Source organism: Ideonella sp., from assembly GCF_041287625.1.
Classification (GTDB): domain Bacteria; phylum Pseudomonadota; class Gammaproteobacteria; order Burkholderiales; family Burkholderiaceae_C; genus Ideonella.
Genome location: NZ_JBGGNH010000006.1, coordinates 60,409 through 71,852, shown reverse-complemented (window position 1 = coordinate 71,852; position 11,444 = coordinate 60,409). Strand labels below are relative to the sequence as shown.

At 61.0% G+C, this 11,444-nt stretch carries 11 protein-coding genes; 9 read left to right on the top strand and 2 right to left on the bottom strand.

Features of this window, described 5'->3' with window-relative positions; translation table 11 throughout:
- Positions 1-56: 56 nt before the first annotated feature.
- Positions 57-1,520, bottom strand: a complete 1,464-nt coding sequence (locus ACAH41_RS01185; protein ID WP_325651789.1) for a DUF3375 domain-containing protein — start codon at positions 1,518-1,520, stop codon at positions 57-59.
- A 130-nt stretch (positions 1,521-1,650) separates the two neighbouring features.
- Here ACAH41_RS01185 and ACAH41_RS01180 point away from each other — a divergent pair, with 130 nt between their 5' ends.
- From ACAH41_RS01180 to ACAH41_RS01160, 5 genes are all read left to right on the top strand, one after another.
- Complete coding sequence (locus ACAH41_RS01180; protein ID WP_325651790.1) at positions 1,651-2,556, top strand: WYL domain-containing protein; 906 nt, start codon at positions 1,651-1,653, stop codon at positions 2,554-2,556.
- Positions 2,557-2,640: 84 nt separating this feature from the next.
- On the top strand, positions 2,641-3,162 hold the full coding sequence (locus ACAH41_RS01175) for an SLATT domain-containing protein (RefSeq protein ID WP_325651791.1): 522 nt from the start codon (positions 2,641-2,643) through the stop codon (positions 3,160-3,162).
- Between the two features lie 7 nt (positions 3,163-3,169).
- A complete protein-coding gene (locus tag ACAH41_RS01170) occupies positions 3,170-3,943 on the top strand; it encodes a nucleotidyltransferase (RefSeq protein WP_325651793.1) in 774 nt (257 codons plus the stop codon).
- 478 nt (positions 3,944-4,421) lie between these two features.
- On the top strand, positions 4,422-4,739 hold the full coding sequence (locus ACAH41_RS01165) for a hypothetical protein (RefSeq protein ID WP_325651795.1): 318 nt from the start codon (positions 4,422-4,424) through the stop codon (positions 4,737-4,739).
- Positions 4,740-5,399: 660 nt separating this feature from the next.
- Positions 5,400-5,954, top strand: coding sequence for an HAD domain-containing protein (locus ACAH41_RS01160; RefSeq protein WP_370538122.1), 555 nt, complete (start codon positions 5,400-5,402; stop codon positions 5,952-5,954).
- A 156-nt stretch (positions 5,955-6,110) separates the two neighbouring features.
- Here the strand turns inward: ACAH41_RS01160 and ACAH41_RS01155 are convergent, their stop codons facing one another.
- On the bottom strand, positions 6,111-6,473 hold the full coding sequence (locus ACAH41_RS01155) for a hypothetical protein (protein ID WP_325651797.1): 363 nt from the start codon (positions 6,471-6,473) through the stop codon (positions 6,111-6,113).
- Between the two features lie 476 nt (positions 6,474-6,949).
- Between ACAH41_RS01155 and ACAH41_RS01150 the strand changes: the two genes are divergently transcribed.
- The 4 genes from ACAH41_RS01150 to ACAH41_RS01135 all read left to right on the top strand — a co-directional run bounded on the left by ACAH41_RS01150 (position 6,950) and on the right by ACAH41_RS01135 (position 11,440).
- Positions 6,950-7,537 carry a hypothetical protein gene (locus ACAH41_RS01150; protein WP_325651798.1) on the top strand — a complete coding sequence of 196 codons (588 nt, stop codon included), beginning with the start codon at positions 6,950-6,952 and terminating at the stop codon, positions 7,535-7,537.
- 41 nt (positions 7,538-7,578) lie between these two features.
- The gene (locus ACAH41_RS01145) at positions 7,579-8,121 is read left to right on the top strand and encodes a hypothetical protein (RefSeq protein ID WP_325651800.1); all 543 of its coding nucleotides are present in this window, start codon (positions 7,579-7,581) and stop codon (positions 8,119-8,121) included.
- 210 nt (positions 8,122-8,331) lie between these two features.
- Positions 8,332-9,180, top strand: a complete 849-nt coding sequence (locus tag ACAH41_RS01140; RefSeq protein ID WP_325651802.1) for a TnsA endonuclease N-terminal domain-containing protein — start codon at positions 8,332-8,334, stop codon at positions 9,178-9,180.
- 1 nt (position 9,181) lies between these two features.
- Complete coding sequence (locus tag ACAH41_RS01135) at positions 9,182-11,440, top strand: hypothetical protein (protein WP_325651803.1); 2,259 nt, start codon at positions 9,182-9,184, stop codon at positions 11,438-11,440.
- Positions 11,441-11,444: the final 4 nt, after the last annotated feature.

Genomic DNA, 11,444 nt, shown 5'->3' with positions numbered 1-11,444 from the left:
GCGGCCCTGCGGTCGAAACGGCTTCCTGTGCACCGACGTCTTCGGCGTCGTCCGGTTCATTCCATGAGTTCATGGTATTTCTCCCGAATGAAGTACACGGTCGGTACCCGAGCGCTGCGGTCTACGCCATCGCTTCCCTGCCAGGACACCTTTTCGATGGACTGCGTCACCTCGCCGTGCCTTGCCCCCAAGGCAACGTAGCCGACGACGCTTCCCAGGCCCTGTTCCGCCGGAAAGAGGGCCAGGACCTCGCTGACAGAAGCCTGTTGTTGCTGGTCGAGCACTTTGCGCACGTTGGCCTTCAGCGTACGGAAGTCGATTTCGGATTGACGGACCATCTCGCTGACGGTCTCGAGGTCTAGCTCAGCCTCTTCCGCCGCATGCATGGATGCATCGACGACTCGAGTGGACGGGTCATAGAGCACCCACTGCGAGATGGAACGAATGCGGCTGCTGGTCTGAGTCAGGCTGTAGCCCACACCCTGGTTCGGCCGGACCATCTCCTTCGTCGCAAGGGCTGCCTGTGTCGCTTGCTTGAGCAGGCTGTGCAGCCGCCGCTGCTCGAGAAACTCGCGACTCTGCACGAAGCTCCTGAGGCTGCGACCGAAGTTCTGCAGCACGTCGTGGACGCCGCGACCCTCGTCAAGCAGCACATTCGTCAGGCCGAGCAGGAACTTGCGCTCACGTGGCTCCAACGCCCTGGCGAAAGGCCGGCTCGTGATGGCTTCCAAGGCTTCGAGCAGGGCGGCTGCCTGCTCAGCATCGGTGAGCAGCCGCCAGAAAGCGTTGAATGTGCGACCAGCATCGCTTTCGCCGATGAGGTCCACGCCGGCGAAAAGCGCTTCGAGTACGTCGCCGCGGCTGCCTTCGCTTTCCATGAGGCTCTGGCGCAGCCCCCGGTTGAGACGGTCGAACTCATCGCGCACTGAGCGGAAGTCCGTGGTCAACTCCTCGGCCAGCGAGATGGCCTCCCGAGCGCGCTCGATGGCGCGGTCGTCGGCGAGCGCCTTCACCCCGTTGCGCTCGACGGCTTCAATCTGGCGGGCGATGCGTGCTCGTTCGGCCTTGAGCGATTCCAGGCGTGTCGTCGGGTTGGAGTCCGTCTCGTCGGCCAACTGGGTCAGCTGCGAGATGACAAGCGACAGGCGGCTTTCAGTGGCGGTCGTTCGTGGGCGCAACGCGCCGGTGATAAACCGAATGCCGTTGAGCGCGTCAGCCGAGAGTTCGTATTCCTCTTCGGAGGCACCAGGCCTGAGCCGGCGTGCAAGCCAGCCCTGAGCAAGCCATTCCGCGATGGCCGCCTGCGGCGTCTGGGCCAGGTCCTCGCCGGTGGAGCGCAGCAGTTCGAGGTCTCGTGTCAGCCGCTCGGTAAGCACCGAGGCGGCCAGAGTCTTCTCGCCCTCGACGAACAGACTCTGCAGGAGCGCCACGATGACGGGCGCCCGGTGCGCCGCCAGCAGCTTCCAAAGGGGCTGCTCGCGGAGGTTTCGGAGGGCAGCTGCGCCGCGAAGGGCCTTCATCGCGCCCCCGCTCAGTGCATGGCAGGTTGAGATGCATCCACACCGGCTCCCCTGGTGTTCGTTTGGTGGGGACAGTGTACGTCTACTAATTATGCTCGTCTAGTTTTTATTCTCGTGCCAGAATCCACGGATGAGGGAACGTCCAGTTAGTCGCCAGAGTGTGTCGCCTCCGCGAGCCCCTTCTTCCGGTCGATGGAGCCAGGACCGCCGCCTGGAGTTTGTTGACTTCCGCCTACGGTGGGATGGCCGGCTCAATCGCAGCGACCTCACCGACTTCTTCGGCATCTCTGTTCCGCAGGCTTCGCTAGATATCGCCAAATACTTGGAGTTGGCACCAGGCAACCTTGACTATGACCGCAGCTCGCGGGTCTACGTGGCTTCGGAGTCCTTCCGTCCACTGTTCCCGTCCAGCGACGCAGCCCGGTACCTGAACGACCTTCTCGCAACGGCTGCGGAGCTCGACACCAGCGAGAGTAGTTTCCTGGCCTGGGCGCCCTCCGTCGCAACGGTGCCCAGTCCAGGCCGTACCTTTCGCGTGGAGGTTCTTGTAGCGTTGCTGCGAGCGATGCGCGAGGGCACGGCAGTTCGCGTGCTCTACCAGTCAATGACGCGGCCGCAACCAACGGCACGCGCGCTGTCTCCGCATGCGTTGGCTCACGATGGATTTCGCTGGCACGCACGGGCCTACTGCCACAGCCGAAGGCAGTTTCGCGACTTCGTGATTGCCCGCATGCTCGAGGTCGGCGGATTCGAACCAGCAGCAGCGAAGCCGGAAGACGACCATGAGTGGCACACCATCGTCCCGCTCATCCTCGAGCCCCATCCCAAGTTGCCCGCGTCTCACAAGCGAGCCATTGAGCTCGACTACGGCATGAAGGATGGAGAGGTCGAGTTCCGTTGTCGGCAGGCGTTCCTCTTCTATGCACTCCGACATCTACGACTGGACTTGGACATCGCCTCGAAGCCAGAAGCCCAACAGATAGTCCTTAAGAACCTGCGTGACGTTGAGCAGTTCGTACGACCGGCGCCTAGCTGACCAAGACGAGTGCTCATCGACACACCGCACTGCGTGGCCACAAGACACGACTGCTTGTGCCGCAAGAGTTCGAGGCAACACTCGATGGAGAACGACGTGACAAACAAATCAGGTGATGGCCCGCTTAGTGTCTCACTTCACGACGAGAGTCTGCGGATTGAAGAGGACTGCACACACTCCGCCAAGAGCCACTTCAACGCAGCTGACACGTGGCGCCGCCGTCACTATTGGCTGGGAATCCCAGGAACGATTTTCGCAGCCCTTGCCGGTGCCGCGCTCATCAAGGACTACGCCATCGCCGCGCAGCTGCTCTCAGTAGCCGCCGCAATCCTCACTGGGCTATTGACCTTCTTGAAGCCATCGGACAGAGCATCTCAACACAAGCAGGTTGCGGACCAGTACCTGTCACTGCGCAACGACACACGCGTCTTTCGCAATGTCCGCGCAACCAGTCTGGATGCGGACGAAGCCTCCAATCGCCTTGAGGCGTTGTCGAAGCGAAGGAACGACCTCAACCAGTCAAGTCCGGAGATTCCTCGTCGAGCCTTCGAAGCTGCTCGGAAGGGGATTGACGAAGGCGAAGCGACCTACGCCGTTGACAAGTAGGTTGACCATGTCTGTCTTGTCCTACCTGCAGCAGCGAGCCAGCGCCGCGGTGCTCAACGGTGCAGAGAAGACCTCGATTTCGCGGTCGATTGCAACATTGAAGACTCGCCTCGATGCCTACTTTGAAGGCGATTTGGAGGACCACTTTCAGTTTGGGTCGTCAACCAGAGGAACCATTCTGCCCAGAGACTTCGACGAACGGTCTGACATCGACTACATGATTGTCTTTCGCGACACCAACAGCACTCCGCAGACCTATCTCGACCGCCTGCGCCGCTTCTTTCAGACCTACTACGGCCGTTCCGAGGTCTACCAGTCGTCGCCGACCATCGTACTGGAGTTGAATCACATCAAGTTCGACTTGGTTCCTGCAACGCGCTCCTGGTGGGACGGCACAAGAATTCCTGACGGTCGAGGCAGTTGGCAAGCCACGAACCCCACCGAGTTCAGTAAGAAGCTCGAGGGACGGAACATGGACTGCGGCAGCCTGTTGAAGCCCGCGATTCGGCTCGTCAAGTACTGGAATGCTGCGAATCGATTCCCGTTCGATTCGTACGAACTCGAACAATGGATTGTCGGGTGCAGCTACTGGGGAGCGAGCAACCTGAGAGACTACGTGTTCGCAATCTTCCAGAAGTTCGACATCGACCGAGGTTGGTCTCTGGATGCGCAGACCCGCGTCAAGCGCGCAAAGCAGCTTGTCGGAAACGTCATCGAGTTTGAGCGCCAGCAACAGACGGCGCGCGCCGAGACTGAACTGCGGAAGCTCATTCCCGAATAGGCAGTCACGCCGCGCAGTACCACCTCAACAGCCAGTGCATTTCATCAACACTGACTGTGCTCTAGGGCTGCTCCCGGAACTGCTTGACCACTGGGCTGTGAAAAATCACAGTGCGCCCCATGGAGGTCAACATGTCTGCAGCGCAGCTGACTCTGTCGCCGAGAACCCACGCCCCTGGTCGCGGACGTGGCTGCTTCCCCGAAGCAGCCAATCCGGTTTTTGAGCCAATCTACCTGAGGACGACGCTTGAAGTCCTCGGCATTGTCAACGGTGTCGTGACACGACTGCGGAGGTGACCAACTGAGCAACTCCCTACGGCGCAGGCCGTCTCTCTTCTAAACGCACTCGCGCGCGGCAGGCGCGTGGTGGCGCCCTTTTGTCTCTCTCAATGCCGAAGTAATTGGCGAAGCCATGTTGAACGAACACTTGCGGGTCTCTTTGGTCAGCGACGGCGAAATGCCGCGTGGAAGGGTCGGCAATGGACGATGAAGCCGCCGATGCGTTGCGCCAGAGCCTGCACGTTTACCGAGAGACCGAACGACTGCTGGGCGCGCGAGCCCGGGCCCTTCTCTCAGGCTACGGCCGATTGATGAGCGGGCCTTTCCACGGGCGATACGTCAGCGGCATTCCGTTCGCCCACCAGCTGGAGCTAGTCCACCAGCTGACTCGCGGAGAGACGATTCCCGTCCACCTGATGCATCGCCACGTGTCCGGAAACTACGAGTCGTCGTTGCTGCGTTGGTCGCAGGCTGATGGCCTCGTGATGGTGTTTCATGACTGCGAAGAGAAGGCATAGCCAACATGGACTCATCGACGTTCGAGCTACGGATTCGATTGCCTCCGAGCATGAGTCAAGACGCGGCAGTCGAGCTCCTGGGAGCGGCGGACTGCACGGAGACGCTTGTGGGCGCCGGTGAGCCACATGTTTTGTCGCTCTTGTATCTCGAGCCCGTCTCGCTTTCGATGATTGCGAAAGTGGCGCAAGTGCTCCCGGGTGCAGTCGTCCTCGGCTTCCGACGTGGCGGCGAGGTGCCAACGTGATGGCTTTGCGCAAGAAGCTACCGGCCGTGCCAACTAGCTTCGAGTGCTTCGACCTCCTGTGGTCGCAGCTTGTTCCGAACGCGGAGGGCTACCTCGATGTACTGCCGCGCGAGTCCGACCCAGTGTGGGCAACCGAGTACGGACTCCTTTGTTGCCACGAGCCTGTCGAGGCAATGCGCGGCAAGCGAGGAGTTGCAACGAAAGCCGAATCACTCGACGTTGCACCGCATGCGAGAACGTCGCCTTCACGTGTTGAAGAGGCAGTACCAGCAGCACGTGTTGACAGTCATTGGGGCGCTCGTTTGACGCAGCCTGCAAGCAGCATCCGAGATGCTTCGCCAGCGCAGTTCCGCAACAGGTTCAGGGAATTGTTGCGCGCCGCGTTTACGACTGAGAGTACAAGTGGGGAAGCGAGGTGACGCGCGTGCTGTACCTGGGCATCAGTGGCACCCTACATCCGAGCGAGTCCACATATGAGTTAGTCCTTCACCGAAGCCCTTGGAGAAACGGCCACCGGAGGTACGAGGCGGTGCCGTGGCTTTCCAACGCTCTCGCTCGCTGGCCTGACGTGCAAATCGTCCTGACTTCAACGCAGGTTTGGAAACATGGCCTGCCCGCGGTCCTCGAACATCTGGGTGCACTCACGGAGCGGGTCGTCGGCTTCACATACGAAGACCTGACAACAAGGGTCGTGCGTCAAGTGCGCACGCGCAGCGGAACCACCCGGTCTGTGAGATACAGCGACGAAGACTATTGGAGGATGAACAAAGGCGACATCGTGGCCGCGCACGTCGAGTGGCTGCGCCCAGATGCGTGGGTGGCCGTCGATGACGAAGACATCTTGTGGCCAAGAGGCTCGGCAGACCACGTCTGCATCGTTGACGGCTGCAAAGGATTGAACGACCCCGCGGAGCAAGACAGGTTGCTCACGTACCTGACGGCGAACTTCGGACCAGGCAGTGAGCAATGAAAATCACCCAGTTGCGCCGCCTAGCTCGAACGAGTTCGTTCAGCAGCATGGATTGGCACTGGCCCGATATCGGAGCTTCTAGAGGTGCACCGATTTCACGCGCGCATCAACCTTGAGCTCGAGACCACTTGCCTGACGCCCAGGTGCACTACTGCGCTACGAGTCAGCGCGACTGCGCTGGCTCGTAGCAGCAGCAAGCAGCGCTTCCCAGTCTGCCTCCAGAGGAGAAACCTGCAGGTCTTCGACCTTGCGAGCGGGCTTCGCTGCCTTCGAGCCGCGAGCCTTCGACGCAGACCAGTACTTGTCCGCCATTCGTATCGCCTCCCATGCCCGGCGCTCGGTCGCGCCCAGCAACGCCGGGTAGACCAGTGCCAGCTTGACCAGGCGGACGCAGTCACGCTCGTCCCATACCCGGGGAAGCAGAAAGACGGGCAGTTCCTCTCCAGGCAGGTCGACAAATAGACCACCGTTTTCGGAACTGAGCCCATCGCTGAGGGCACGGACGACGACGTCTGTCATCGGCTCGTTGTTGAGCCTCGCCGTGAGCTCGAGTCCAAAGCGCAGCCGCGCAGGAAGTCGCACTGTAAAGACGGAGTCCCTAGGACCCCCTTTGGCCTTCTTTGGCATGGTGACGAGCCCTGCTGGCATTACCTTTAATGCACTACTGTATCACGCATGTTTTACACTACTTATTGCACTACGGTAGTGCTTTTGCTAGAATGCACCCTGAGCTCTCCGGAGCGCCTCGCTCTTTCCCCCTGCTGCACGCGGTGCTCACCCGGGTTCGTCTCCGGCAGCTGAGTCACTGCAAACCGTACCGCCGGCGACTTACGTCGAAGCGGCTGGCCAGGCGTCTCGTCTGGTGGCGCTAGCGCGCCCGACGCCCTCTCGGGCGTCACAAGAACAAGAAAAAGAATTCAACGGGACAAGACAACAACCTTCGCTGACCTCCCGCAGCGCAATCAATCCCCCACCGAACACATATGAACTTGACCATGAACCCGTCGCAAAGAACGGAACAAGAACTGCACCTGACCGCTGGCACAGACCTCGAGCGCGATGCCGCCTACGAGACGCCCCACGGCGCCGAACACCGAACAGTCGAACTGACAGTCTCCACCGGCTACGAGTCGTGGCTGATGACTACTTTCACTGGCTGGGCCGGTGAACGCCTCTGGATGAGCCCGTACCTGCACTTCGGACCAGTGGCGATGAAGCTGACCTACCGTCCAGGCACGCTAGAACCGCCCGAGGTCCGATGGCTCATTGAACGCATCTTCGAACTCGACCTTGGCAGCAAGACGCTGCGCCCAGCCGCCGATGGTGTGCCGTTGGAAGCGACCCGCTCCCCACACCCTCATGTCCTGTCTGAGTTCGCGGAACACGTCCACAAGTACCTCGACGCCTACGACGTTGCCTCAGTGGTGAAGCAGGTCGTGCCCGCGATTGACCGCCCCAGCTTAGACGTCGCCACCAGGACTGCTCCCTCCCCGAGTCAGGACCTTGCCGCCTTTGAGAGACACATGCGCTGCTGCATCGCCTGCATTCGCTTGACCTACCTCGACGACAGCTTCTTGCGATGAGCTTTGGCCACAACCCACTACAAACAGGACACCTACACGTCATGAACCACAAGACCGACTCCGACTCATCGAACAAGCAACCCCTCGTCACTAACTCATGGCTCGACCGTCAGGACGAGTACTACGCGAAGCGTCGACTCCCTGAACCGACGCCGGATGGTGCAGAGGACCGCACCTATTGCTTCCGCGTTGAGTTCGAGCACGACCTGTATCCCTTGAGTCACATGCTGAGGTGGGCTACAGAGACTTGGTGGTCTTCGCCGATTTGCCCGTGGGGCGACGCCGACGTGAAGGTGACGCTCAAGCAGGACACACTGAGCCGCGACGAACTCCGTTGGCTGTTCGCGCGCGTCGGCGACTGTCATGTCGCCATGGAGACGGTCGAACTCGAGCGGGACTATTCGGGCGAACGCAAGTACGCCAGGGAAGAAGACCTTGAGGTCAAGGTCCCGAGCCCTGAGGCTTTGAAGGCTTCACTGGCAGGACTCGCGGACTACCGGGAAGCACTCAGCATTGCCGACGACCGAGCGATTGGCGCCGAAGTGGAACTTGAAGTCGCGCTTGAGGAGTTGGTGGACTCCTGAGCCGCGCGCAAGCGCCTGTTGGCCGGAGAGCCCCGCCCGCCACTGCTCATCGAGCGCTCACTGACCCTCCGCGCAGGCCACGAGACCCCGTATCCGCAGTGGCCCACGCGTGACAACCGCCAGCGTCAATACAAGTGGTGGATAGGGATAAACAGCCAGAGCTACACCGAAGCGAAGCACAACTGCACTGACATAGAGCGAAGGAAGGACATGAGTCGCGGTCGAAAGAAGTGGGACGAAGGCGTCATCGCCACCCTCCAGCGGGAGGGCAAAGGTCGTGGTCGCAGCGCGACCTACCAGCCTTGGGTCGGAATCCTCGACTTCTATTCCGACGGTCGCACGCATGAGCCGTACAGCCACAAGTTCGGGCGGACGCACCAACTGCTTTCGAATGGTGAGTGGCTGACCTTCTTGATGCTCGAATGGGCTGACGACGTTGTCGATGCCCGCGAGCAGTACCCGCTCGACCGCGACATCACGCTGGAGGTGGCGCACGAGTTGCGCATCCCACATCAGTACTACCCGGGAACGCACGTGCCGTTTGTGATGACGCTCGACTTCCTCGTCGACCGGGTGCGCGACGGTCAGGAGTACTTGCAAGCTTTCAACGTCAAGACCGCCGACGAACTCGAAGACCCGACCGTCATCAATCAGTTGGAAATCGCGCGTGCGAGCTGCCACGGCATGGACATCGAGCACCACATCATCATCACCGAACGACTCCCAAAGCAAAGGCTGAAGAACCTGGAGTGGATACGCGACGCTCAGCTTGACGAGGACGCCACCGAGCCGTTCCCTGGCTTCTTTGAGGAGCACAAGTCCCGCATGGTCGCCGACATCAGAGCTCGCCGCTACGACGGTTCCCTGACGGACTACTGCACAAGCTACGACAGACGCTACAGCGTTGAGAAGGGCGTCGGCCTGCGTGTTGCTCGCATGTTGATGTCGGCGAAAGCGCTAACCATGGACCTGAACAATCCAACCGTCGAACTCGCCCACATGGACACGTTCCGTCTCTCTGCACTCCCCGGTCGGCTGCGGTCAGTGGGAGACGAGTGAGATGGAAGACACCGATTCGTTCCGTCGGAATCAGGTGCTCGTTCGCAAGGACGACTCGACTCGTCATCGCCTGCTTACGTTCGGCATCGAGACCGACGCCGCCTGGCTCATCCTCCTCGGCTATGAGTTTGCTCTTCCCTATGTCGCGACCTACTCGGACCTGCCCGGCGACTTCATCGCGGAACAGCCCAAGAATCCGGCGCCCATGCCTGCGAAGTCGCTCGCGGCCGCACCGGCGATGCTGCCGCTCGTACGCCCGCCCTCTGATGCCGAAGTCATTCAGAGCAACTTGGCATGGAAGCGAATCGAACCACTTGTCGACGAGCCGGGCCTCTTCGACCGGCACGAACGCGCACGTCTGCTGAAGGAACGCGCTGCTCACCCGGACGGCGGCACGCCGAAGACGCTCCTCAAGGACCTGCGGTCTTACTGGCAAGGTGGACAGACGCAAGACGCGCTTCTGGGTCACTATGCCAACTGCGGTCGGCCAAACGTTATGGGCACCGGAGGGCGTGGGCGGAAGGCCAAGAACGGCACACAGAGGCCCTACCAACTCGCTCAGCACGACATAGACGCGATGCGTGATGTGCTCGAGACCTTCTACCTTCAGAAGGACATGCATCGAACGCTGACCGCGACGCTGCAGGAACTGCACGAGCGGCACTACACCTACGTCGACGGGAATGGCATCAAGTGCCTCAAGCCGGCGGTCGAGTGTCCCAGCTATCGACAGCTCGACTACTTCCTCAAGGAGAACTACCCGCTCGAAGTACGCATTCGCAAACGCAAGGGTGACAAGGAGTTCGAGCAGAACCATCGGTCTACCGAAGGCTCAGTTCAGCTCGACTGCCATGGGGTCGGACACATGTACGAGTTCGACGCGACGATTGCCGATGTGCTGCTCGTCTCAACTGCGAACAAGGCCGCCATTGTCGGCAAGCCAACGCTCTATCTCATCATCGACCGAGCCAGCCGCATGATTGTCGGTTGGTACGTCGGCTTCGAGAACGCCTCGTACATGGCGGCCATGCAGGCCATCTTGAGCCTGGGCGAGGACAAGGAGAAGCTCTGCCGCTATCTGGGTATCGACTACGACCCGGCCGACTGGGTTGCACACGGCATTCTGCCGGAGGCGTTCCTGGCCGACCAGGGAGAACTCACGGCCAAGAAGGCCCGACGCATCGCACGCTCACTGCGCGCCACGCTCATGAACGTGCCGGGCCTTCGACCCGATTGGAAGCCGCTCGTCGAGTGCGGCTTCGCGATGCTCCATCAAATCATTGCACCGCACACGCCGGCGTACGCCCCCGATGCGGAGAACCGCAAACGACGCGGAGCCAAGAAGGACAAGGACACGACGCTCAACATCAAGCAGTTCACGTCTCTCATCGTCAAGGCCATCATCACTCACAACAAGACCATGCAAACGGGGTACCCGCTGTCCATCGCCCAGGTGGCGGACGGTGTGCCTCCGATTCCGCGCGAGTTGTACCTGCACGGCATGCGCCGCCGCATGGGCAAGCTTGACCAGATGGACTTCGAACGCGTTCGGGCGGAGCTCATGCCGCGCGACAAGGCAACCATCACTCCGGACGGCCTCCTGTTCGGCCGCCTCCTGTATTCCTGCCCTGAAGCTGAGGCTCGCGGCTGGTTGGTTGAAGGGCGTCGACACCGCAAGCCCCTGGAGATTGCGTTCGACTATCGCTTGGTCGACAACATCGTCGTCTTCGCACCTGATGGCAGCGGCGAGTCGTTCGTCGCCTCGCTCACGAAGGACAGTGTGATGTTCGCAGGGATGGCGCTCGCGGACGTGACGCGTCACTTCTACGACGTGGACCAACTCACGGCACTCGCTCCGGAGGTCAAGCGTCAAGCTCGGTTCGAATACAACCAACACGCGGCTCCGCTTATTGCAGCGGCTAAAGCGGATGTCTTGCCTGCGGTCAAGGGCGTGTCCCGTTCAAGCCGCAGGAAGGACACCGCCCCCGCACGAGCGGCGGAGCTTTCAGCCGAACGAACAGCCCTCGGTGGCGTTCGACCGCAGCAGCCGTCCGCGCGAGCTCCCCTCGACGCCGGTCCAACTCCAGACGCGGGCGACAAGTCGGCCGAGAGCGCCGTCGTCATACCTATTGGTCGCGGAACCGACCTGGCAGCGACACAAGCTGAATCCACCTCCTCAGCCATACCTGCCGCCGGCAAGCATGCTCCGATGACTCTCAAAGAGCGAATGGCCGCGGCTCGAAAGCGCATGCAAGGATAGAGAG

Bases quoted from the DNA above. Each gene is read 5' to 3' on its own strand.
- ACAH41_RS01165 (WP_325651795.1), top strand. From the start codon at position 4,422: ATGGACGATGAAGCCGCCGATGCGTTGCGCCAGAGCCTGCACGTTTAC.
- ACAH41_RS01175 (WP_325651791.1), top strand. From the start codon at position 2,641: ATGGAGAACGACGTGACAAACAAATCAGGTGATGGCCCGCTTAGTGTC.
- ACAH41_RS01145 (WP_325651800.1), top strand. From the start codon at position 7,579: ATGAACCACAAGACCGACTCCGACTCATCGAACAAGCAACCCCTCGTC.
- ACAH41_RS01135 (WP_325651803.1), top strand. From the start codon at position 9,182: ATGGAAGACACCGATTCGTTCCGTCGGAATCAGGTGCTCGTTCGCAAG.
- ACAH41_RS01155 (WP_325651797.1), bottom strand. From the start codon at position 6,473: ATGACAGACGTCGTCGTCCGTGCCCTCAGCGATGGGCTCAGTTCCGAA.
- ACAH41_RS01140 (WP_325651802.1), top strand. From the start codon at position 8,332: ATGAGTCGCGGTCGAAAGAAGTGGGACGAAGGCGTCATCGCCACCCTC.
- ACAH41_RS01170 (WP_325651793.1), top strand. From the start codon at position 3,170: ATGTCTGTCTTGTCCTACCTGCAGCAGCGAGCCAGCGCCGCGGTGCTC.
- ACAH41_RS01150 (WP_325651798.1), top strand. From the start codon at position 6,950: ATGAACCCGTCGCAAAGAACGGAACAAGAACTGCACCTGACCGCTGGC.
- ACAH41_RS01185 (WP_325651789.1), bottom strand. From the start codon at position 1,520: ATGAAGGCCCTTCGCGGCGCAGCTGCCCTCCGAAACCTCCGCGAGCAG.
- ACAH41_RS01180 (WP_325651790.1), top strand. From the start codon at position 1,651: ATGAGGGAACGTCCAGTTAGTCGCCAGAGTGTGTCGCCTCCGCGAGCC.